The following is a 20967-nucleotide window of genomic DNA, read 5'->3' as shown; positions in this document are numbered from 1 at the left end:
CCACCTTCGCGCAACTGATCTTCTCCCGCTTTCATGGTCTTTGTGATATGTGAGTTCCGAGCTGTGCTATATGCTTCGTTGCAATCATTGGCCTCATGTTAGGTGGGGCTGTATTGCTGTTAGTTAGCTGTGAATCCACTAAGGGGTATATAGAAAAGCCCTTCACTTCCGGATTGGACTACGGAAGTGAAGGGCTTAGGTATCTCTCACCACAAGAGGTAATTCTATTGTACAACACGATAACGAACTCTTGCGCGCTGAATGGCACTTCTTGAAACGTTCAGAGTGCGTGCCTGTTCTTCTTTACTGAGGTGTTTAGTTCGAAGATGGTCCTCAAGGCTCACTGACGGCCTTCTTCCGCCTCTACGTGCGTTCCGCTGGCTTGCGCGGACGCCGATTGAGTTCAATGACCATTGAGGGGGTGTCAGTCTCTCGGGAGCGGTGTACGCCTCCTGAGAGCGCAAGTGAAGGAGTTGCGTTCCTGCTTTGGCTATCTCGATTGCATACGCGGTGTCGGTGGAGAAGGCGTGCCGCGCTTCATTCACTATCGTTTCAAGCTCACGTTTCAGCATCCTTCTATTGTCTCATTAGCTCATGTTCATTCGCTCGGTATTGGCCTTATCTCGCTCAAGGTTGGAGTGCTGATAGCGCATAGAGCTTCGGTGATCCCGGTGGCCACCTCGGCTCATGATTTCGCCTTGGGTTGCCCCGGTCTGTGCGTAGAGTGTCAGGCCCGTGTGACGGAGGTCGTGAACGTGCACATGGTCCAGGCCAATGCTGGCTTTCAGCTTGTTGAACTCGCGGTGGAATGAGTTGTAGGAGTAGCGCGTCCCCTTGGTGTTGATGAACACAGGCGTGTCGTGCTCCGTCGTCCTGGTGTTCTTCAAGCCCTTCAAGGCGGCTGTGACGGCCTCAGGAACTGCAATCGTGCGATCCCCCTCAGGATCATGCTTCGTGCCCTTCTGCATCCCGTGGTTGGGCACCAGGTGCTTGTAGACATGGACTGTGCCGTTGGTCAGGTCCACGTCCTCCCAGTTCAGCGCGAGGGCTTCCCCGATGCGGAGAGCGCCGCCCATGACAAGAAGAAGAAGTACGCCCATCTGTGAGGAGTCCCCGGCCATGGTGCGCAACATGTGGATGTCAGCGGGTGGCACGTACTCACGCGGCGTGCTGGTGTCCTTCATGGCCCCACGGATGAGGACGGGGTTCCGGTTTATCTCGCCGTCGTACAGAGCTTGCTTCATGATCTGACTCATCAGCGAGTAGATGGCCTTACGTCCAGGTGTCTCAGGGAGCGTGAGGAACCATGCGCGCACAGCGGCGGGGGTGATCTTGCGAAGCTCTCTCTTGCCGAACGTGGGGAGGAGCCAGTTGTTGAGGTTGTACAGAGAGTTCCTGTAGCTGTCGGGAGCCAGGTCGATCTTCCGTGTCTCTAGGTACTGCAACGCGAACGTTTCGAAGGAGATGCGTCCTCCGCCGACAATCTCGCCGCTCTTGATCCGGGCGTACTCGGTGACCTCAGCAACCTTGGCTTCCTTCTCGGTGTTGAAGGTTCCGAGTGCCAGCCTCTTTCGGGTGATGGGGTCTACAACTCTTGCTTGCCACTTCCCGGATGCTGTCTTCCTTGGCATGTCGGGTCTCCTAGGGCGTGTCTCCCAAAGGTTTGGGCTGGTCGCTGGAACGCTCGGTGTGTGTCTCGAACGGAGTTGCTGACTGATGCGCAGTGGGAGCTGATTGCTCCGTTGATGCCGTCCTCGCAGGGGCGTCGTGGTCGGCCGTTCGCCGATCATCGCACCGTGGTGGAGGGCATCATCTATCGCTACCGGACCGGGATCGCGTGGCGGGACTTACCCGGGTGCTTCGGGCCGTGGCAGACGGTGTGGAAGCGGCACCGCCGCTTCAGCGGTGATGGGACGTGGGACAAGATCCACAGCGTCCTGCTGGCCCATGCCGACGCCGCCGGGCTGATCGACTGGGAAGTCTCGGTGGACTCCACGATCAACCGCGCCCATCAGCACGCCACCAACCTGCCCCGGGACACAGGGGGACCTGACGAATTACACGAATCTGCGCATCGAGCCGCCTGATCACGCCATCGGCCGCTCCCGCGGCGGCCTGTCGACGAAGATCCACCACCTGTGCGACGGGAACATGCGGCCGCTGGTGATGCTGCTCGGGCCCGGGCAGGGCGGGGACTCCCCGATGTTCGAGCACGTGATGAACGCCCTGCGGGTACCGCGCCTGGGTGGGGGCCGGCCACGCACCAGGCCCGACCGGGCGCTGGGTGACAAGGCTTACTCTTCCCGGGCCAACCGCAAGCTGTTGCGCCGGCGCGGCATCCAGGCCGTCATCCCCGAACGCGATGATCAGATCGCCAACCGCAAGCGCCGCGGCGCCAAGGGTGGTCGCCCGGTCACCTACGACACCGAGGCCTACAAGCGCCGCAACGTCGTCGAGCGCGGATTCAACATCTTCAAGCAATGGCGCGCCTTGGCCACCCGCTACGACAAACTCGCCCTGACCTATCGCGGCGGCGTCGTCCTACGCGCCATCACCATCTGGCTCAAGGCTTTAAGAGACACGCCCTAGTACGCTCGGTGTTGTGATTACTCCTCAGATTTCGTGGGCACGTCGTGGGCACAAGTTGTCTCAAGCCCTCGAAAAACCCCGGAATCACGCGGGTTTTGGTACCTCTGAGTGTACACCGACAGAATGGCTGGACACCATCAACCGACTGGCAGGAGGACGATGAACGAGCGCTGCATCCTGGTCGTCGCTCACGCGGGCCGTGTCGACACCGTCGAGGCCGCCCGTCGGGTGATCGACGCTCTTCGAGAGGCCGGAGCGCGACCCGTTCTGGCCGTCGACGATCACGAGGACCTCGCGGCCGTCGACCCGTTCTTCGTCGACACCGACGTGCTCGGGCGTTCCGTCGACCCGGCCGACCTCGAGCTGGCGATCGTGCTGGGCGGGGACGGGACGATCCTGCGTGCCGCGGAACTGGTGCGGGACAGCGGCGCACCCGTGCTCGGCATCAACATGGGGCACGTGGGCTTCCTCGCGGAGATCGACCGCGATGACATGGACAAAGCGGTGCGCCGTGTGATCGATCGCGACTACGAGGTCGAAGAACGGCTCGCGCTGTCGGTGCGGGTGAAAGATGTCGATGGCACGGTCGTCTACGAGACCTGGGCGCTCAACGAGGCGACGGTCGAGAAGGCCAGCCGTGAGCGGATGATCGAGATCGTGCTGGAGATCGATGGACGCCCCCTGTCGAGCTTCGGCTGCGATGGCATGGTCGTGTCCACTCCGACCGGATCGACCGCCTACAACTTCTCGGCGGGAGGCCCCGTGATCTGGCCCAGTGTGGAAGCGATCGCCGTGGTGCCGCTGTCTGCGCACGCGCTGTTCGCCAAGCCGTTGGTGGTCAGCCCGGACGCGTCGGTCGCGATCGAGATGCTCGAGCGCACGGACGGCTCCGGCATCCTGTGGTGCGACGGACGCCGTTCGCACGAACTGCCGCCGGGCGCTCGTGTGGTGGTGCGTCGTTCTTCACGTCCCGTGCGGCTCGCGCGCCTGCACCCCACGGCCTTCACGGACCGTCTCGTGCGCAAGTTCCAGCTGCCCGTCGCCGGGTGGCGTGGCCAGGCGACGGAAGCGACGTCGTGAGCGAGAGGTCGTCATGATCGAGGAGATGCGGATGCAGGGGCTCGGCGTCATCGCCGATGCCGTTCTGCCGCTGGGCCCCGGCTTCACCGCGGTCACGGGTGAGACCGGTGCGGGCAAGACCATGGTCGTCACCGGACTCGGGCTGCTCCTCGGCCAGCGCGCCGATTCCGGGGCGGTGCGCGCCGGTGCGTCGCAGGCATCGGTCGCCGGCGTGTGGATCGTCCCCGAACAGGGCAGCGTCGCAGAGATCGTCGCCGACGCCGGCGGAGAGCTGGAGCCCGCGGGTGGCGGCAGCGCCGAACTCTACGTGTCGCGCACGCTGAGCGCGGAAGGGCGCTCCCGCGCGAGTGTGGGTGGCCGCGCCGCTCCGGCGGGAGTACTCTCTTCGCTCGCGGAAGAGCTTGTCGTGGTCCACGGCCAGTCCGAGCAGCTGCGGCTGCGATCAGCGACCGCCCAGCGCGATGCGCTCGATCGTTTCGGTGGTGCTCCGATCGCGGAAGCCGTGAACACCTATGCGGCCGCTTTCGCTCGTTGGCGTGCGCTCGACGCCGAGATCTCGGAGATCACCGAGAACCGGGATCGGCGGGCCGAGGAAGCCACGCGACTGCGGGAGGCCATCGCACTGATCGAGGCGACCGCGCCGGAGCCGGGGGAGGACCAGGAGCTCACCGAGCGCTCCGAGCGTCTCGCCAACGCCGAGGAGCTGCGTCTCGCAGCATCTCTCGCCCACGCCGCGCTGTCGAGCGAAGACGGTGAGCCCGATGCCGCGGCGCTCGTCGCGGAGGCACGTCGCGTGCTCGAACGAGCCTCTGATGCCAAGTTGACCGAGATCGGGGAGAACCTCGCCGACATCGGCTACCGGATCGCCGACACGGCGGGGCTCCTCTCCGCCTATCTCGCCGACCTCGACGAGACCGGTCCGCATGAGCTCGCGGCGGTCGAAGAGCGGCGTGCGGCGCTCGGGACCCTGATCCGTGCCCACGGCTCGCTCGATGAGGCTCTGACTCTCTGGCAGACCGGATCCGCGCGGCTGGCCGAGCTCGACGACGACGGTGACCGCATCGAAAGGCTGATCGCCGAGCGCGATGCGGCCAGGGTCGAGCTCGACGCGCACGCCGATGCACTGACTGCGGTGCGCACCGAGGCGGCTTCTCGTCTGGGGGCCGCTGTGACGGAGGAGCTCCACGCTCTCGCCATGCCGGACGCCCGCCTCGAAGTCGCGGTCTCCGAGGGCACCGAGAGCGCCCACGGCCGAGACGATGTCGCGATCCTCCTCGCGCCCCACCCCGGCGCCGAGCCGCGATCGGTCTCGAAGGGAGCCTCTGGCGGCGAGCTCTCCCGTGTGATGCTGGCCATCGAGGTCGTGATCGCCGCGACCGACCCGGTTCCGACGTTCGTGTTCGACGAGGTCGACGCGGGCATCGGTGGCGCTGCGGCCATCGAGGTCGGACGCCGACTCGCCCGACTCGCCGAGAAGTCGCAGGTCATCGCGGTCACACATCTCGCGCAGGTCGCAGCTTTCGCCAACAACCACCTGTCGGTCGTGAAGGCCAATGACGGCGCGGTCACGGCCTCCAGCGTGCGGCGTCTGGAGGGGGAGGAGCGCGAAGCCGAGATGGCACGTCTGCTGTCGGGGCTCACCGATTCCGACGCCGCTCTGACCCACGCGCGTGAACTTCTCAGCCTCCGAGTGCCCACCGCCTGATAGGATCGAAGCCCGTGATGAACTCTTCTTCTGCGGGACCCAAGAACGACACGACCAAGCACATCTTCGTGACTGGTGGTGTCGTTTCGTCTTTGGGCAAGGGACTGACGGCGGCCAGCCTCGGAAACCTCCTCACGGCCCGCGGCCTGCGCGTCGTGATGCAGAAGCTCGACCCGTACCTGAACGTCGATCCGGGCACGATGAACCCGTTCCAGCACGGCGAGGTGTTCGTGACGGACGACGGCGCCGAGACCGATCTCGACATCGGCCACTACGAGCGCTTCCTCGACATCAACCTGTCGGAGGCGGCCAACGTCACCACTGGCCAGATCTACTCGCAGGTGATCGCCCGCGAGCGTCGCGGCGAGTACCTCGGCGACACGGTGCAGGTCATTCCGCACATCACGGACGAGATCAAGCGCCGGATGCGCCTGCAGGCGTCGGAAGACCCGCGTCCCGACGTGATCATCACCGAGGTCGGCGGCACCGTCGGCGACATCGAGTCGCAGCCGTTCCTCGAGTCCGCGCGCCAGCTGCGTCACGAGCTCGGCCGCGACAGCGTGTTCTTCGTGCACGTGTCGCTCGTGCCCTTCATGGGCGCCTCGGGGGAGCAGAAGACCAAGCCGACGCAGCATTCCGTGGCGGCCCTGCGCCAGGTCGGCATCCAGCCGGACGCCCTGGTGCTCCGCAGCGACCGCCCGGTCAGCGCGAGCAACCGCAACAAGATCGCGCTGATGTGCGACGTCGATGTCGAGGGCGTCATCAACACCGTCGACCTGCCGAGCATCTACGACATCCCCTCGACGCTGAACGAGCAGGGACTCGACTCGTACATCGTGCGCCGCCTCGGCCTCGACCAGAAGGCGGCCGACGTCGACTGGACACGCTGGAACAAGGTGCTGCACGCGGTGCACAACCCCAAGCACGAGGTGACGATCGGCCTGGTGGGCAAGTACATCGACCTCCCCGATGCCTATCTCTCGGTGACCGAGGCTCTCAAGGCCGGAGGCTTCGCACAGGAGACCAAGGTCAACATCCGCTGGATCCCCTCCGACCTCTGCGAGACCCCGGAGGGCGCCAGGGAGCAGCTGGCCCAGCTCGACGGCATCTGCGTGCCGGGAGGCTTCGGCATCCGCGGCATCGAGGGCAAGCTCGGCGCGCTGAAGTTCGCGCGTGAGCAGGGCATCCCGACGCTCGGCCTGTGCCTCGGCCTGCAGTGCATGGTCATCGAGTACGCACGCGACGTCGCCGGCATCGAAGGCGCGTCCTCGAGCGAGTTCGACCCGGAGACGGCGGAGCCCGTCATCGCCACTATGGCCGAGCAGGTCGACATCCTCGACGGAGGCGACCTCGGGGGCACCATGCGCCTCGGTCTGTACCAGGCCGCCCTCGCCGAAGGATCGCTCGCCCGTGAACTGTACGGTGCGCCCGAAGCCTCCGAGCGCCACCGTCACCGCTACGAGGTGAACAACGCCTACCGTGACCGTCTCTCGGAGGCCGGACTGGTGTTCTCCGGTCTCAACCCGGAGCTCGACCTCGTCGAGTACGTCGAGCTTCCCCGCGACGTGCACCCGTACTACATCGCCACTCAGGCGCACCCCGAGCTGCGCTCGCGTCCGACCGCTCCGCACCCGCTGTTCCGCGGACTGGTCGGCGCAGCGATCGAGCGGAACCGCGCGAGCGAGCTGTTCGACGTCAGTGCGGATGACTGAGTCGCCGCAGGACCTCCGCGACGAGCCGTTCGAACCGGAGGTCCTTCACAGCGACCTCGTATACCGCGGCAGGGTCTGGGACGTCCGCTCCGACCGTGTGCGCTACGGAGACGGTGAGATCGTCCGACAGTACGTCGATCACACCGGCGCGGTGGCGATCGTCGCCCTGGACGATGAGGGGCGCGTCCTGCTGATCCAGCAGTACCGTCACCCGATTCGGCATCGGGATTGGGAGCTCCCTGCAGGACTGCTGGATGTGGAGGGGGAGGAGCCTCTTGCCGCAGCCCGGCGGGAGCTCGCCGAAGAGGCCGACCTCGTTGCCGAGCGCTGGGAACCCCTGGTCTCCTCCTGGACGACTCCGGGCGGGAACGACGAGATCATCCACGTGTTCCTCGCGACCGGGGTCTCCTCGGCTGACGCGGCACACGACCGGGAGGACGAGGAGGCGGACATCCGGGTTGCGTGGGTGCCGCTTTCGGACGCCGTCTCGGCGGTGCTCGAGGGGCGGATGCGCAACGGCATCCTCGCCATCGGGGTGCTCGCGGCATCGCAGAGGCTGCGCGACCGGGACTGACGATGCAGCTCGAGCGCGCCCTGGACGCCTACCTGCGTCATGTCACGGTCGAGCGGGGCCTGAGTGCCCACACGGTCGCGGCGTACCGGCGTGACCTCGGCGTCTATCAGGAGTGGTTGGTCGCAGAAGGGATCGCCGACACGGCTGAAGTGACCCCTGCCGTGATCGACCGGTTCATCGCGGAGCGGGCATCTGCCCAGCCGCCGCCCGCCTCGACGAGCCTCGCGCGCCTGCAGTCGTCGGTCCGGGGCTGGCACCGTTTCCTGGCACGCGAGGGCATCGAGGCTGACGACCCCAGCGGCCGGCTCCGCCCGCCCAAGGCGCCGCGACGGCTCCCCAAAGCCCTGACCATCGAGCAGGTCGAGCGCCTTCTCGCCGCGCCATCGCCCGAGGACCCGCTCGGCATCCGCGATCGCGCGCTGCTCGAACTCCTGTATGCGACCGGAGCCCGGGTGTCGGAGGCCATCGACCTCGACGTGGACGACCTGGCACACGGCGACGTGCTGCGACTGCGGGGGAAGGGGGCCAAGGAGCGCATCGTTCCGGTGGGCTCCTACGCGCGCGCCGCCGTGGACGCGTACCTGACGCGCGTGCGTCCGGGACTGGCGGCCAAGGGACGTGCCTCTGCCCGACTGTTCCTCGGCGCTCGGGGCGCCCCGCTCTCACGCCAGAGCGCCTGGCTCGTCATCCGCGCTGCCGCCGAGAGAGCGGAGATCACGGTCGACGTCTCCCCGCACACCCTGCGGCACTCGTTCGCGACGCATCTCCTGCAGGGTGGGGCGGATGTGCGCGTGGTCCAGGAGCTCCTCGGGCATTCATCGGTCGCGACGACGCAGATCTACACCCACGTCTCCGTCGACGCGCTCCGCGACATCTACGCGACGTCGCACCCGCGCGCCCGATGAGGGGTGCCGCACCGGCCCGATCGCTCTGCCGCGCGCCGATCGCTCTGCCGCGTGCCGAGGCGGCCGGAGAACCGCATGGCCGGTACAATCGACCAAGCACGACGGAGCAGGAGAACGGGTGGCTGAGAAAGTGGCGAAGTCCAGGGCGAAGGCGCAGAAGGCCGACGAGACCCCCATGGGACCCACCGGCCGTCCGTATCACGGCTTCCCGATCCCCGAGCCGCTGAAGTCCCACGGCCCTGCACGCATCATCGCGCTGTGCAACCAGAAGGGCGGCGTCGGAAAGACGACCACGTCGATCAACCTCGCCGCGTCGCTGGCCGAATACGGCCGGAAGGTGCTGGCGGTCGACTTCGATCCCCAGGGCGCGCTCTCTGCGGGCCTCGGTATCCCCACCCACGACGTGCCGACGATCTACGACCTGCTGTTGGACACCAAGCGCGACGCCCACGATGCGATCGTGCACTCGAGCGTCGAGGGCCTCGATGTCATGCCGGCGAACATCGATCTCTCCGCTGCCGAGGTGCACCTCGTCAACGAGGTCGCGCGAGAGACGATCCTCGCCCGCGTCCTGCGCCAGGTGGCGGGGGAGTACGACGTCATCCTGATCGATTGCCAGCCTTCGCTCGGCATCCTCACCGTGAACGCGCTGACGGCGGCCCACGGTGTGATCATCCCGCTCGAGTGCGAGTTCTTCGCCCTGCGCGGGGTCGCGCTGCTGATCGAGACGATCGACAAGGTCCGCGACCGGCTCAACCCTTCGATCACGATGGACGGCCTGCTGGCGACGATGTACGACCCGCGCACGCTGCACTCCCGTGAGGTGCTCGAGCGTGTGGTCGAGGCATTCGGCGACGATGTGCTGGAAACCGTGATCGGCCGCACCGTGAAGTTCCCTGACGCCTCCGTGTCGGGCGTGCCGATCACCGAGTTCGCCCCCGAGCATGCCGCCGCTCAGGCGTATCTGCGGCTGGCGCGGGAGCTGGTCGCCCGTGGCGCCGTCGCCTGACGAAGCACCCGTCGACCCGTCGCTCCAGGAGAGCGCAGACGAAGGAGCGTCCGCCGAAGCCAGCGGCTTCACGGTCTCGCTGTCGAACTTCGACGGCCCCTTCGACCTGTTGCTGAACCTCATCTCGAAGCACGAGATGGACATCACCGAGGTATCGCTGAGCGCGGTCACCAACGAGTTCATCGCGTACCTCGGCCAACTCGACGACGACGAGGACCTCGATCAGGCGTCCGAGTTCCTGGTCGTGGCCGCGACCCTGCTCGACATGAAGGTCGCCGGTCTTCTCCCTCAGGGCGAGCTGGTCGACGCCGAGGCGGTGGCTCTGCTCGAGGCACGCGACCTGCTGTTCGCGCGCCTGCTGCAGTATCGGGCCTTCAAGGAGGTCTCGACCTGGTTCGCCCGCTGTCTGCAGCGCGAAGACCGTCGTCACGTGCGCGCTGTCCGTCTGGAGGAGAAGCACCGACGTCAGACGCCGGAGCTCGTGTGGTCCTTGAGTGTGGACGACTTCGCCGCTCTCGCCCTCCTGGCCTTCGCCCCGAAGGAGATCCCGCACGTCGGGCTCGATCACCTGCACGCGCCCCTGGTCAGCATCCGCGAACAGGCGGCGATCGTGGTGACGCTGCTGCGCGGCACCGAGTCGGTGAGTTTCCGCGAACTCGTGGCCGGCGTGACCGAGCCGGGCATCGTCGTGGCACGGTTCATCTCCGTGCTGGAGCTCTACCGGCACGCGGCGCTGTCGTTCGAACAACTGGAACCGCTCGGCGAGCTGACGCTGCGCTGGGCAGCCGACTCCTGGTCGGATGAGACGCTGGCGACCCTGGGAGCCGACTATGACCGATGACGTGACGGACGAGACGAACGCCGACCTGGCCGGTGCTGAGGAGATTCCTCTGACCGAGCGGATCGAGGCGATCCTCTTCATCGTGGATGAGCCGATCGGTCTCGTCGCCCTGGCCGCCGCGGTCGGCTCGCCGGTCCCGGCCGTGCGCCAGACCCTGGAGATGCTGGTCGAGGACTACGACGGGCGCGGGAAGGGGCCGCGACGCGGCTTCGAGCTTCGGGAGGTCGGCGGCGGGTGGCGTCTCTACGTCAGGGAAGAGCTCGACGACGTGGTGGCGGCATTCATCGGCGGTCAGGCTCCTGCACGTCTCTCGCAGGCCGCCCTGGAGACCCTGGCCGTCATCGCCTACAAGCAGCCGGTCACGCGCAGCCAGGTCGCCTCCATCCGCGCGGTGAACGTGGACTCCGTCGTCCGCACGCTCGTCGCTCGCGGACTGATCACCGAATTGTTCGCAGACTCCGAGACCGGTGCGATCAACTATGGAACCACCGACGCGCTCCTCCAGCATCTGGGCATCAACTCCCTCGACGAGCTGCCCCCGATCTCCCCGCTGCTCGACGATGGTGCAGACGGATTCGACGAAGGGACCATCCGATGACCGGCCACGACGCCTCGAACGCAGCCTCGAACGCAGCCTCGAACGCAGCCTCGAACGATTCCGGGGCTGCACCCGAAGGCGTGCGCCTGCAGAAGGTGCTCGCCGCTGCAGGAGTCGCTTCACGCCGCGTGGTCGAGCAGTACATCACCGAAGGCCGCATCCGCGTCAACGGCATCGTGGTCTCCGAACTCGGGAGACGGATCGACCCGGAGAACGACCTCGTCGACGTTGACGGCACCGCCGTGCAGCTCGACGTCTCGAAGCGCTACGTCATGCTCAACAAGCCCACCGGTGTCGTGAGCAGCATGAAGGACGAGAATGGCCGCCCCGATCTGCGCCGGTTCACCGCCGACTACGAGGAGCGGCTGTACAACGTCGGACGGCTGGATGCCGAGACGAGCGGTCTGCTCATCCTGACCAACGACGGCGCGCTCGCTCATGTGCTGGCGCACCCGTCGTTCGGCGTGACCAAGGTGTACATCGCGAAGGTCGAGGGAACGGTGCTGCCACAGACGATCTCGAAGCTCACCAAGGGCATCGAACTGGAGGACGGACCGATCGCCGCCGACAAGGCGCGGCTTCTGGACACCTCACGAGGGTCGAGCCTGGTGGAGTTGACACTGCACTCCGGTCGCAACCGCATCGTCCGTCGGATGCTCGCGGCCGTCGGCCACCCGGTCACGGAACTGGTCCGCCGACAGTTCGGTCCGCTCCACCTGGGAACCCTCCCGGCCGGAAAGACGCGGGAACTGAGTAAAATCGAACTCGGCGCGCTTTTGACCCTGTCGCGCCGTGATTCCGGTGTCGCCGAGGCGCCAGGCGAGCAGGAGAGCGAATGACCGATACGACGAGTGCGCCCGCGGGGCGGAGAGCGGGCTTCGTCGCGCCGCGTCTCTCCGGGACCGTCCGCATCGTCGGCGCGGGCCTCCTCGGCGCGAGCATCGGTCATGCCCTCCGTGCGAAGGGGGTCGACGTGGTGCTGTCCGACGCCTCGCCGGCCCAACTGCGCCTCGCGGTCGACTACGGCGCCGGCCGGATCGCGGCGGAGGACGACGCCCCCTCTCTCGTGGTGGTCGCCGTTCCGCCCGATGTCACGGCAGACGTGATCCAGGCCGAGCTCGACCGGTTCCCGCAGGCGGTGGTCACCGATGTCGCCAGTGTGAAGCTCGAGCCGTTCCGCACTCTTCAGACGCGCGGCGTGGACCTCGCCCGCTACATCGGCTCGCATCCCCTCGCCGGCCGTGAGCGCGGTGGGGCGATCTCCGCCCGCGCTGACCTCTTCATCGGTCGCCCCTGGGTCGTGTGCCGAGACGCGGAGACGAGAGCTTCCGATCTCGCGCTCGTCGAGGCCCTCGCCCTCGATGTGGGAGCGACGCCGCTCGAGATGACCCCGGAGGAGCACGACCGTTCTGTCGCGCTGATCTCGCATGTGCCGCAGGTGGTGGCGAGTCTGCTCGCCGGTCGCCTCGCAGAGGCCGAGGAAGGGGCGCTCCGTCTCGCGGGCCAGGGCGTCCGCGACACGACGCGCATCGCTGCGTCGGCACCGGAACTCTGGGTGCAGATCCTCGGGGCGAACGCCGAACCGGTGGTCGAGATCCTCGATGCCCTCGCTTCCGACCTCGGTGAGATCTCCGACGCCCTGCGCGATCCGGCCGCCCCCGGCGCCCGCCGCACGGTAGCCGAGACCATCCGCCAGGGCAACGACGGGGTCGAGCGTCTTCCCGGCAAGCATGGACAGAACCAGCGCTTCGACACCCTCGTCGTCATGATCGACGACACCGCCGGGCAACTCGGGCGGCTCTTCGGCGAGCTGGGTGAACTCGGAGTCAACGTCGAGGACCTGCGCCTCGAGCATTCGCCGGGAGCGCAGTTTGGCCTCGCCGAGATCAGCGTCGACCCGGCGGCTCTGCACGGCGCGATCACCGGGCTCCAGGAACGCGGCTGGCGTATCGCGGGGAGCACCAATGACTGACATCTCATTCTCCGCCGCGGAGGCGCACGTGACCGACGCGCACAAGTTCATCGCGATCGACGGCCCCGCCGGCTCCGGCAAGTCCAGCGTTTCCAAGGCTGTGGCGCGCAAGCTCGGCTTCGGGTACCTCGACACCGGGTCCGCCTACCGTGCGCTCGCTTGGCATGTGCTCGACCGCGGGGCCGACACGGACGACTCCGAGGCCGTCCTCGCTGCGGCGACCGACTTCCCCGTGCGACTGGGCCTCGACCCCGACGACCGCACGGTGCTCGTCGGAGACGTGGAGGTCACCGAGGCCATCCGCGACCCGCGAGTCTCCGGAGCGGTGAGCGGCGTGGCGCGCGTGCCCGAGGTGCGAGCACAGGTCAACGAGCTCTTCCGCCGGCTGGTAGCCGAGTCGTCGTACCCCGCCGTCGTGGTGGAGGGACGTGACATCACGACCGTGGTGGCACCGGACGCCCCTGTACGGATCCTTCTCACCGCAGCCCCCGAAGTGCGGGCTGCGCGACGTGCCGGTGAACTCGCCGGCGAGAATGCGGCTGCTGTCGCCGCGGCATTGCACAAGCGCGATGCCTCAGACAGTGCCGTCGTCGACTTCCTGAACGCTGCAGAAGGCGTCGAGGTCGTCGATTCGACGGAGCTCGATTTCCCCCAGACCATCGACGCCGTCCTCACGGTGATCGAACGAATCCAAGGAGCACCCCGTGGCTGACGACGAATACGAAGGCGGCCCCGACCAGCTCGCCGAGAAGATGGACCAGCTCGACGAGCATCTCGCCGAGCAGCGTGCGGAGACCCTCCGCGCCGGCCTCTCCGACTACGAGCTGGACGACGAGGACGCGGAGCTCCTCGCGGGCATCACGCTCGGCGAGGACGGCATCCACTACAGTCCCGCACTTCCCGTGGTGGCGATCGTCGGACGGCCGAACGTGGGCAAATCCGCGCTCGTGAACCGCATCCTTGGTCGCCGTGAGGCCGTCGTGGAGGACACCCCCGGTGTGACCCGCGACCGCGTGACGTACAAGGCGGAGTGGGGAGACCGTCGCTTCTCGCTCGTCGACACGGGCGGGTGGGAGCCGGACGCTCGCGGCATCGACCGCTCTGTCGCGATGCAGGCGGAGGTGGCGATCGACCTCGCCGACCTGGTGCTGTTCGTCGTCGACGCCATGGTGGGTGCGACCTCGACCGATGAGCACGTGGTGAAGCTGCTGCGCAAGAGCGGCAAGCCCGTGTTCCTGGTCGCCAACAAGATCGATGACGCCCGGCAGGAGCCGGAGACCGCAGCTCTGTGGAGCCTCGGTCTCGGCGAACCGCACCCGGTGTCCGCCATCCACGGACGCGGTGTCGCCGATCTGCTCGACGCCGTGATGAAGAAGCTTCCCGAGGTCTCGGCGGTCGCCAAGCAGGAGATCGGCGGACCCCGCCGGGTCGCCATCCTCGGTCGCCCGAATGTCGGCAAGTCGTCGCTGCTGAACAAGGCGGCCGGCGAGGAGCGGGTGGTCGTCAACGATCTCGCCGGCACCACGCGCGATCCGGTCGACGAGGTCGTGGAGCTGGGCGGCAAGATGTGGCGTCTGGTCGACACCGCCGGCATCCGTCGTCGCGTGCACATGGCGCAGGGCGCGGACTTCTACGCGTCGCTGCGCACCTCCGCTGCGCTGGAGAAGGCGGAGGTCGCTGTCGTCGTGCTCGACGTCTCCGAGTCGATCAGCGAGCAGGACGTGCGCATCATCGACCTGGTGCTGGAGTCGGGTCGTGCACTGGTCCTCGCGTTCAACAAGTGGGACCGCCTCAACGACGACGATCTCGAGAACGCCGATCGTCGTCGCTACCTCGAGCGGGAGATCGAGCAGGACCTCGCACACGTCGCCTGGGCCCCGCGCGTGAACATCTCCGCGAAGACCGGGCGTCACCTCGACAAGCTCGTTCCCGCCTTGGAGACCGCGCTGGAGAACTGGGACCGTCGTATTCCGACGGGCAAGTTCAACGCGTTCCTCGCGGAACTCGTGGCGGAGCACCCGCACCCGCTGCGTGGAGGCAAGCAGCCGCGCATCCTGTTCGGTACGCAGGCATCGACGCGCCCGCCGACGTTCGTGCTGTTCACGACCGGTTTCCTCGACCCCGGGTACCGCCGGTTCATCCAGCGGCGTCTGCGCGAGCTCTACTCGTTCGAGGGCACGCCGATCGTGATCAACATGCGCGTGCGCGAGAAGCGTCAGCGCTGATCTGTTCCGGCGCATGTCGCGCCGTGGTGCCGTCGCCCCGATGCTGTGAAAGGCTGAGTGTGTGACTGTCGTACCTCCTGCTTCCGGTGAGCCGCGTCGCCCCGAGGGGCCGCGGAATCCCGGCGATGCCTGGGTGATCTCGGAGTCGGGGGAGAAGTACTGGGGGCGCTTCGGCGCCGCCGGTCTTCTCGCGTACGATCCCGCGCGCGGGATCCTGCTGCAGCACCGCGTCTCCTGGAGCCACTTCGGGGGGACGTGGGGGCTTCCCGGCGGGGCGCTGCACGAGGGGGAGAGCGCGATCGACGGAGCCGTCCGCGAAGCCCAGGAAGAGGCCGGCGTGCCCGACGGTGCTGTGCGCGCCCGGTTCACGAGCGTGCTCGACCTCGGGATCTGGTCGTACACGACCGTCATCGCCGACGTGCAGGTGCCGTTCGAGCCGGTGATCAGCGACCCCGAGAGCGTCGCCCTGGAATGGGTGCCGGTGGATGAGGTCGACGCCCGCCCTTTGCACCCGGGGTTCGGGGCGTCGTGGCCTGCGCTGCGGGCGCTGCTCGGGACGCGTCCTGCGATCGTGGTGGATGCGGCGAACGTCGTCGGTTCGGTCCCGGACGGCTGGTGGAAGGACCGCGCCGGAGCGGCGGCTCGACTTCGCGGCCGTCTCGAACGCTTGGCTGTTCCCGCCGAGGAGCTGGAGCTCGGGGGAGATGCGTGGTTCCCCGAGGTCTCGCTGGTGGTCGAGGGACAGGCGCGAGGCCTCCCCGACGAACCGGGACCCGTCAGCCTGGTACGTGCCGAGGCTGAGGGCGACGACGCGATCGTCGCTGAGATCGAGCGTCGGGTCGCGGGCGAGGAATCCGTCGTCGCCGTCACCAGCGACCGCGGCCTCCGGGAACGGGCCGAGCACGCGGGTGCCGCGTACATCAGATCGGCGGGATGGCTGCTCGAGTTGCTCGACGCGCAGGGCTGACGTCGAGTCCCTGCGTCGCGGTCCGGTCACCGTCGACCCGGAAGCCCGGCGTCAGACGAATATCACCCTTCGAGGGGGCGAATCGGCGTAGTCCCGGCCCAGTGGGCTGTGCCAGGTGACGCTGCCGTCTTTCTCCTGCTGAGCGGTCCACCGATGCGCCTCCGGAATGTCCGGGTGCTTGAGCGTGTGGTGATTCCGACAGAAGTGCGCGAGATTGTCGAGCGCGGTCGTGCCGCCCTTCGCATGATCGTGGTTGTGGTCGATCTCGCAGCGGTGCACCGGCATCCGGCATCCCGGGAACCGGCAGTGTCGGTCGCGCGCGCGGAGGAAACGCCGCATGCCCTCGGTCGGCGTATAGGTGTCGGTCTCCACGACCATGCCGGACGGGTCGAGGAACAGGCGGCTCCAGCCCGTGTTGCGCGCTGCGAGCTCGCGCGCGACGTCGGGGTGCAGCGCTCCGTGCCCGTCGAGCTCCGCCGGGTCGTCGTCAGCGCCGGTGAGGGTGCTGGCTGCGATCGTCACCTGCACGCGGGCCTGGATGCCGTCGAGGCCGTCCCCGTGGGCGGCGCTCGGGTCTGCCGTGAGGAGCAGATCAGCGAAGAGGTCGGCCTGGGTCTGTGCCCACGTACGGGTGTCCGCCGGGAAACGCACGACGTCGGGGTCGGCCGTGAACGTGCTCACGTCGATGCCACGGATCACACGGTCATCGAGGATGTCGAACACCGGATCGTCGAGGGGGATGTCCTCGGGGCTGATGCCCTCACGCCCGTCGTCGAACCACCAGGGCGGAGGAACGACATCTCTGTCATCCCGGGCGCGTACGACCGCTCGTGTCATCTGATTCAGTCGGTCGGCGATGGCGGTGGCGATCCACTCGGGCAGCACGGCGGTGAGCAGCGCGAGCCCGTCGTCGAGCGACTTCACCGTCACGCACCGTTCCTCGGCCGCACGTCGGTGTCTGTCGACGAGCGTCTCGCCGACGAGGGCGGCGACGACCTGTCGAGCGTGCGCCTTGGTGCGCGCTGCGGTGTCCTGCTCGGCGACCACCAGCACCGCCGTCTCGAACAGCTCCATGACTGCCGGATCGATCTTGCGGTTGCGGATGGCCTCGGCCACGATGGCGCTGGCCCTGGCGATCTCGCGAACGTGTCCAGCGCTGACAGTGCCGCGCGAGAACGAGGAGCGGGTCGCGGGGAGATGGCCGACCAGGGCCTGGGCGTCTGCGAAGGCGAACTCCATGGACCCCTTCGGCAGGCGGCCGGCGGCCGAGAACTCCGCGACCATCGACCGGTAGATCGCCTCGCGGTGGAACGGGCTCGAGGCGACATCGGCATCGTGGATGGCGATCTGCTCCGTGAGCAGCTCGGCTGCCTCAGCTTCGAGTGCGGCGATGCGGCGACGGGTCGCGACCCAGGCGTCGAGAACTCGACGACGTTCCTCGAGATCGAGGTCGAGGTCGGGTTTCTTATCGTTCGCCATGCACTCAGTTTAGAACAAAGCTTCGAAAACGAGAAGGTGCGGCCGCGATGCATGCCGAGATATCAGCTCGGGAGATCGTCGTTGCGGCCGCGCAACCGATCGATGTCGCGTCGTTCGCGTTTGGTCGGTCGCCCCGCTCCGCGGTCGCGTACGCCCAGTGCTGCCTGAGGCTCTCGTTCGGGCGTCCGGTCGTCGTAGGCGAGAGCGGCGACGGGAGCGCCGACACGCTTGACGAGCAGCTGGCGGACGAAGAGGATTCGATCGAACCCGGCGATCCTGATGCGGACCTCGTCGCCCACCCGGATCTGCTGCGCGGCCTTCACCCTGTCTCCGTTCACGCGTACATGCCCCGCGCGGCATGCCGTCGTCGCCGCCGAGCGCGTCTTGTAGACGCGGATCGCCCAGAGCCAGCTGTCGATGCGTGCGGCATCCATCAGGAACTCCTCTTCCTCAGTGCCACGAGAGCGCCGGCGACGATCAGTCCCTGCCCGATCGTGTAGGTGAGCATCACGGCGGGGCTGCTCCAGGGCGGCAGGGAATCGGGGAGGAAGAGTCGGAAAGCGAGGATCGTGTCGCTCGCGAGGAAGAACGACCCTCCGACGGCGATGACGGGATGGCAGCGCGCGGACAAGGCGGCGGTCCCCGCGAGCACCAGTCCGTAGAGAGCGACGGCGACGAGAAGGCCACCGGTGTGCGGACCGAGCACGGCGATCATGGCGACCCACCAGCCGGCGTACACGAGAGCCCACCAGGGCATGCGCCGGGTCGACAGGTGACGTGCGAAGAGCAGGATGTAGGCCACGTGGGCGATGCCGAAGAACAGCAGCATCAGGGGCAGTTCGGGGCCGCCGGGGAAGAATGTCCCGGCTCCGTCGCCGAGCCAGGAGAAGAACACGGCGGCAAGCAGCAGGATCAGCGCGGAGCGCGGAACGAGGCGTCGCGCAGAGACCACGACCGGAACGGCCAGCAGTGGCATCAGGAGCAGTTTGGTGGGTGCGGCGAGCGGGCTGTCGACCGCCAGCAGGACGACGTGGAGGAGAGACACGACGGTGTAGGGGAGGAACGCGGAGGCGAAGAGTACGCGGCGCCGCTCGAACTCGTCGTCGTGTCGCGGCACCGACGGGGCCTGCGACCTGTCCCTCATGGCGCTGCTGTTCACGATTCGACGGTGACCTCGACGACGCTGTCGTCGACATCGAGATGCACAGCCGGCCAGTATCCCTCGGGGAAGTGCTCGCCGCAGCCGTCGGTCAGATGGAGAACGACCGTGCCGTCGGCGGCCGCTTCGATGGCCTCGACGGCGAGGTCTGTGCTGGCCTCGTCGAGTTCGAGACTTCCCGGTTCGCCGGCGCTGAACTTCGTGACGACGGCATCCGTGGCGATGCGTCGCACGATGTCGAGTCGCTTCACCGTGTCGCGCAGTCGGGGGAGCAGAGGTTCGACCTCATCAGGGGCCGTGCCTTCCATCATCAACTCGAGGTCGGTGCCGTGGACCGAGATCGTGCCGACGAACCAATCGTGTGTCAGCACCGTCCCATCGGTGAGCTCCGAACGTGCACGCGTGAACGTGCCGAGCTCGGGATCGTCGATGGTCGGAGTCTCGTTGCTCATGACTTCACGCTAGCGGCTTCTCATCGGTTGCGATCATCCGTCGTCATCGAAGGAGAGTGCCACGAGCGTGCGGCCCGGCTTGAGCTCGACCCGTTCCATGAAGCCGGCCGCGAGGAACGTTCCGAGCGTGCCGTGGAAGAGGTCGTTGGAGCGCTGCTTCTCGCCGCGGGTATCGACGGGATACCCCTCGATGAGGCGCGCCCCGGATTCTCGGGCGTACTCCACGGCCGCGCGCAAGAGCTCCAGGTTGAGCCCGCCGCCACGGCGCTCTCGACGCACCACGAAGCACGTCACCGCCCAGACCGACTCGTCATCGAACGGCTCCGTGCTCGCCGCCGCGATGATGCGCGTGCGAGCAACCCTGGCTTGGCGCGTGCGGGGGCCGATGCGGATCCAACCGGCAGCCTCGCCGTCGACGTAGGCGACGATCCCCGGAGGCGGCCCCTCGTCGATCTCGGTGCGGAACATCTCGGTGCGCTGCGGCGTCGTGGTCGCGCTCCAGTCCTTGTTGCTCAGTACGGGCCAGATGCACTGGCAACTGGCGCCGTCCCCGCCACCCGTGAGCGCGTGCTGGACATCATCCCAGCGTGCCGTCGTCGCCAGCTCGGTCGTGATCGTCGCCATGACGCGACGCTACGCGGGGCATCCGACACTCGCAACGCCTCGGTTCGCGGAGGGGGTGCGGATACGGCTAAGATAGGGGAGTTGCCTGCGCGAGAGTGCAGAACAACGGGCTGTGGCGCAGCTTGGTAGCGCACTTGACTGGGGGTCAAGGGGTCGCAGGTTCAAATCCTGTCAGCCCGACCGATAAGCCCCGGAGGACCGCAAGAACACGCGGGACTCCGGGGCTTTCTTCATGCCGTCTCAGCGGCGTCGATGACCTCGTTCGCGCGTCCGCCGAACGGCCTACATACGGTGGTCGCTGTGTTCCCTAGGTTGGTGACAACGGGGGTACGATCCATCAGCGGAGGGCTTATAAGAAAGATGCGAAACGCTGGATGCCGGACTGCCGTTCTCGTAGCGCTCGTCTCGCTGTCCCTCGCGATGGTGGCGTGCTCCACGACGACGACGATCGACAGTTCACGCCACACCCTCTATTCGGATGTGTCCGTGCTCTCGGGAGACAGCGAGGCGATCGTCGACGTCGTCGTGAAGAGCCAGGAGGTCGTGCAGGAAGAGATCCCGTACACGCTCTCCACGGTAACGGTCATCGCACCTCTCCGGCCCAAGGGTCTCGCCTCGAACAGGGAGGCGGCGGCAGAGGTGACTCCAGAGGAGCAGATCGTCATCCGGCAGATGGGATCCGTCGACGAAGAGGAAGTTCCTGCGCCGCTTCTGGAAGTCGGACACCGATATCTCCTCTTCATCACCTCGACGAAGCTCGAGGGCGACGCTGCCTCCCAGTTCTACGTCACAGGCGTGTCTGCAGGGATCTATCGAACGGAGAGCTCCGCTGGTGCGCGCGGCGGCGATGTCACGTACACCCACGTCGATCGAGGCAGCGGCGACGATCTGCCTCCCACGCTGACGGCCGCGGACCTTGCGGGTTAGTGGAGGCGTGAGCGTTCTTGTGAACCTCTGTGCGCCGAGAGGCAACTGAGACGAAGCGGCAGACCCGTTCCCCTGCCGCGATTCTCTCCCTGCGGCTGGGGGGAGCGGAGCGCATCAGCTTCGCTCCGCACGAGTAGCGGACCCTTTCG

At 67.2% G+C, this 20967-nt stretch carries 21 protein-coding genes and 1 tRNA gene; 16 read left to right on the top strand and 6 right to left on the bottom strand.

Annotated elements, in window-relative coordinates; translation table 11 throughout:
- Positions 1-587 precede the first annotated feature (587 nt).
- The gene (locus tag AAY78_RS16645) at positions 588-1631 is read right to left on the bottom strand and encodes a tyrosine-type recombinase/integrase (RefSeq protein ID WP_046749379.1); all 1044 of its coding nucleotides are present in this window, start codon (positions 1629-1631) and stop codon (positions 588-590) included.
- Positions 1632-1745: 114 nt separating this feature from the next.
- Here AAY78_RS16645 and AAY78_RS19795 point away from each other — a divergent pair.
- The 14 genes from AAY78_RS19795 (at position 1746) to AAY78_RS16570 (ending at position 16177) form a co-directional block, all read left to right on the top strand.
- Positions 1746-2589 (top strand): IS5 family transposase gene (locus AAY78_RS19795; RefSeq protein WP_241186004.1). Its coding sequence is split into 2 segments (ribosomal slippage): positions 1746-2051 and positions 2053-2589, totalling 843 coding nucleotides; the frame shifts between segments, so codons are not numbered across the junction.
- Between the two features lie 159 nt (positions 2590-2748).
- Positions 2749-3669: an NAD kinase gene (locus tag AAY78_RS16630; RefSeq protein ID WP_046749378.1), complete on the top strand. Its 921-nt coding sequence runs from the start codon at positions 2749-2751 to the stop codon at positions 3667-3669.
- A gap of 13 nt (positions 3670-3682) precedes the next feature.
- Positions 3683-5374 carry a DNA repair protein RecN gene (gene recN / locus AAY78_RS16625; protein WP_046749377.1) on the top strand — a complete coding sequence of 564 codons (1692 nt, stop codon included), beginning with the start codon at positions 3683-3685 and terminating at the stop codon, positions 5372-5374.
- Positions 5375-5391: 17 nt separating this feature from the next.
- Complete coding sequence (locus AAY78_RS16620) at positions 5392-7086, top strand: CTP synthase (protein WP_046749376.1); 1695 nt, start codon at positions 5392-5394, stop codon at positions 7084-7086.
- Positions 7079-7660 carry an NUDIX domain-containing protein gene (locus AAY78_RS16615; RefSeq protein WP_046749375.1) on the top strand — a complete coding sequence of 194 codons (582 nt, stop codon included), beginning with the start codon at positions 7079-7081 and terminating at the stop codon, positions 7658-7660. Before AAY78_RS16620 ends, AAY78_RS16615 begins: the two co-directional genes overlap by 8 nt.
- A 2-nt stretch (positions 7661-7662) precedes the next feature.
- Positions 7663-8565 (top strand): site-specific tyrosine recombinase XerD, encoded by a 903-nt coding sequence (gene xerD, locus AAY78_RS16610; RefSeq protein WP_046749374.1) that lies wholly within the window; start codon positions 7663-7665, stop codon positions 8563-8565.
- Between the two features lie 175 nt (positions 8566-8740).
- Complete coding sequence (locus AAY78_RS16605; RefSeq protein WP_168441067.1) at positions 8741-9574, top strand: ParA family protein; 834 nt, start codon at positions 8741-8743, stop codon at positions 9572-9574.
- On the top strand, positions 9558-10415 hold the full coding sequence (locus AAY78_RS16600) for a segregation and condensation protein A (protein WP_046749373.1): 858 nt from the start codon (positions 9558-9560) through the stop codon (positions 10413-10415). The genes AAY78_RS16605 and AAY78_RS16600 overlap by 17 nt, the downstream gene beginning before the upstream one ends.
- Complete coding sequence (gene scpB / locus AAY78_RS16595; protein ID WP_046749372.1) at positions 10405-11013, top strand: SMC-Scp complex subunit ScpB; 609 nt, start codon at positions 10405-10407, stop codon at positions 11011-11013. The genes AAY78_RS16600 and scpB overlap by 11 nt, the downstream gene beginning before the upstream one ends.
- Positions 11010-11852, top strand: a complete 843-nt coding sequence (locus AAY78_RS16590) for a pseudouridine synthase (protein WP_046749371.1) — start codon at positions 11010-11012, stop codon at positions 11850-11852. Before scpB ends, AAY78_RS16590 begins: the two co-directional genes overlap by 4 nt.
- Positions 11849-12985, top strand: a complete 1137-nt coding sequence (locus tag AAY78_RS16585; protein ID WP_046749370.1) for a prephenate dehydrogenase — start codon at positions 11849-11851, stop codon at positions 12983-12985. Before AAY78_RS16590 ends, AAY78_RS16585 begins: the two co-directional genes overlap by 4 nt.
- Positions 12978-13697, top strand: coding sequence for a (d)CMP kinase (gene cmk, locus AAY78_RS16580; RefSeq protein WP_156172672.1), 720 nt, complete (start codon positions 12978-12980; stop codon positions 13695-13697). Before AAY78_RS16585 ends, cmk begins: the two co-directional genes overlap by 8 nt.
- A 40-nt stretch (positions 13698-13737) precedes the next feature.
- A complete protein-coding gene (gene der / locus AAY78_RS16575) occupies positions 13738-15210 on the top strand; it encodes a ribosome biogenesis GTPase Der (RefSeq protein WP_218867908.1) in 1473 nt (490 codons plus the stop codon).
- A gap of 61 nt (positions 15211-15271) precedes the next feature.
- Entirely contained in the window at positions 15272-16177 is a 906-nt protein-coding gene (locus tag AAY78_RS16570) for an NUDIX hydrolase (protein ID WP_046749368.1), read from the top strand.
- A 51-nt stretch (positions 16178-16228) separates the two neighbouring features.
- Here the strand turns inward: AAY78_RS16570 and AAY78_RS16565 are convergent, their stop codons facing one another.
- From AAY78_RS16565 to AAY78_RS16545, 5 genes are all read right to left on the bottom strand, one after another.
- A complete protein-coding gene (locus AAY78_RS16565) occupies positions 16229-17656 on the bottom strand; it encodes an HNH endonuclease signature motif containing protein (protein WP_046749367.1) in 1428 nt (475 codons plus the stop codon).
- A gap of 62 nt (positions 17657-17718) precedes the next feature.
- Positions 17719-18090 (bottom strand): RNA-binding S4 domain-containing protein, encoded by a 372-nt coding sequence (locus AAY78_RS16560; RefSeq protein ID WP_171011041.1) that lies wholly within the window; start codon positions 18088-18090, stop codon positions 17719-17721.
- The gene (locus tag AAY78_RS16555; RefSeq protein WP_231589737.1) at positions 18090-18815 is read right to left on the bottom strand and encodes a lysoplasmalogenase; all 726 of its coding nucleotides are present in this window, start codon (positions 18813-18815) and stop codon (positions 18090-18092) included. The genes AAY78_RS16560 and AAY78_RS16555 overlap by 1 nt, the downstream gene beginning before the upstream one ends.
- On the bottom strand, positions 18812-19267 hold the full coding sequence (locus tag AAY78_RS16550; protein ID WP_046749366.1) for a hypothetical protein: 456 nt from the start codon (positions 19265-19267) through the stop codon (positions 18812-18814). The genes AAY78_RS16555 and AAY78_RS16550 overlap by 4 nt, the downstream gene beginning before the upstream one ends.
- Before the next feature lie 33 nt (positions 19268-19300).
- Positions 19301-19891 carry a GNAT family N-acetyltransferase gene (locus AAY78_RS16545; protein WP_046749365.1) on the bottom strand — a complete coding sequence of 197 codons (591 nt, stop codon included), beginning with the start codon at positions 19889-19891 and terminating at the stop codon, positions 19301-19303.
- A 106-nt stretch (positions 19892-19997) separates the two neighbouring features.
- Between AAY78_RS16545 and AAY78_RS16540 the strand changes: the two genes are divergently transcribed.
- A tRNA-Pro gene (locus AAY78_RS16540) sits at positions 19998-20071 on the top strand.
- A 111-nt stretch (positions 20072-20182) separates the two neighbouring features.
- Positions 20183-20818 (top strand): hypothetical protein, encoded by a 636-nt coding sequence (locus AAY78_RS16535; protein ID WP_156172671.1) that lies wholly within the window; start codon positions 20183-20185, stop codon positions 20816-20818.
- The last annotated feature ends 149 nt before the right edge of the window (positions 20819-20967 follow it).

It is taken from the genome of Microbacterium sp. Ag1, assembly GCF_001005635.1.
GTDB lineage: Bacteria > Actinomycetota > Actinomycetes > Actinomycetales > Microbacteriaceae > Microbacterium > Microbacterium oxydans.
The sequence above is the reverse complement of the archived record's forward strand: the minus strand, read 5'-3'. Positions and strand labels throughout refer to the sequence as shown.

Coding starts and splice junctions, on each gene's coding strand:
- AAY78_RS16645 (WP_046749379.1), bottom strand. CDS start 1,631: ATGCCAAGGAAGACAGCATCCGGGAAGTGGCAAGCAAGAGTTGTAGAC.
- AAY78_RS16630 (WP_046749378.1), top strand. CDS start 2,749: ATGAACGAGCGCTGCATCCTGGTCGTCGCTCACGCGGGCCGTGTCGAC.
- recN (WP_046749377.1), top strand. CDS start 3,683: ATGATCGAGGAGATGCGGATGCAGGGGCTCGGCGTCATCGCCGATGCC.
- AAY78_RS16620 (WP_046749376.1), top strand. CDS start 5,392: ATGAACTCTTCTTCTGCGGGACCCAAGAACGACACGACCAAGCACATC.
- AAY78_RS16615 (WP_046749375.1), top strand. CDS start 7,079: ATGACTGAGTCGCCGCAGGACCTCCGCGACGAGCCGTTCGAACCGGAG.
- xerD (WP_046749374.1), top strand. CDS start 7,663: ATGCAGCTCGAGCGCGCCCTGGACGCCTACCTGCGTCATGTCACGGTC.
- AAY78_RS16605 (WP_168441067.1), top strand. CDS start 8,741: ATGGGACCCACCGGCCGTCCGTATCACGGCTTCCCGATCCCCGAGCCG.
- scpB (WP_046749372.1), top strand. CDS start 10,405: ATGACCGATGACGTGACGGACGAGACGAACGCCGACCTGGCCGGTGCT.
- AAY78_RS16590 (WP_046749371.1), top strand. CDS start 11,010: ATGACCGGCCACGACGCCTCGAACGCAGCCTCGAACGCAGCCTCGAAC.
- AAY78_RS16585 (WP_046749370.1), top strand. CDS start 11,849: ATGACCGATACGACGAGTGCGCCCGCGGGGCGGAGAGCGGGCTTCGTC.
- cmk (WP_156172672.1), top strand. CDS start 12,978: ATGACTGACATCTCATTCTCCGCCGCGGAGGCGCACGTGACCGACGCG.
- der (WP_218867908.1), top strand. CDS start 13,738: ATGGACCAGCTCGACGAGCATCTCGCCGAGCAGCGTGCGGAGACCCTC.
- AAY78_RS16565 (WP_046749367.1), bottom strand. CDS start 17,656: ATGGCGAACGATAAGAAACCCGACCTCGACCTCGATCTCGAGGAACGT.
- AAY78_RS16560 (WP_171011041.1), bottom strand. CDS start 18,090: ATGGATGCCGCACGCATCGACAGCTGGCTCTGGGCGATCCGCGTCTAC.
- AAY78_RS16550 (WP_046749366.1), bottom strand. CDS start 19,267: ATGAGCAACGAGACTCCGACCATCGACGATCCCGAGCTCGGCACGTTC.
- AAY78_RS16545 (WP_046749365.1), bottom strand. CDS start 19,891: ATGGCGACGATCACGACCGAGCTGGCGACGACGGCACGCTGGGATGAT.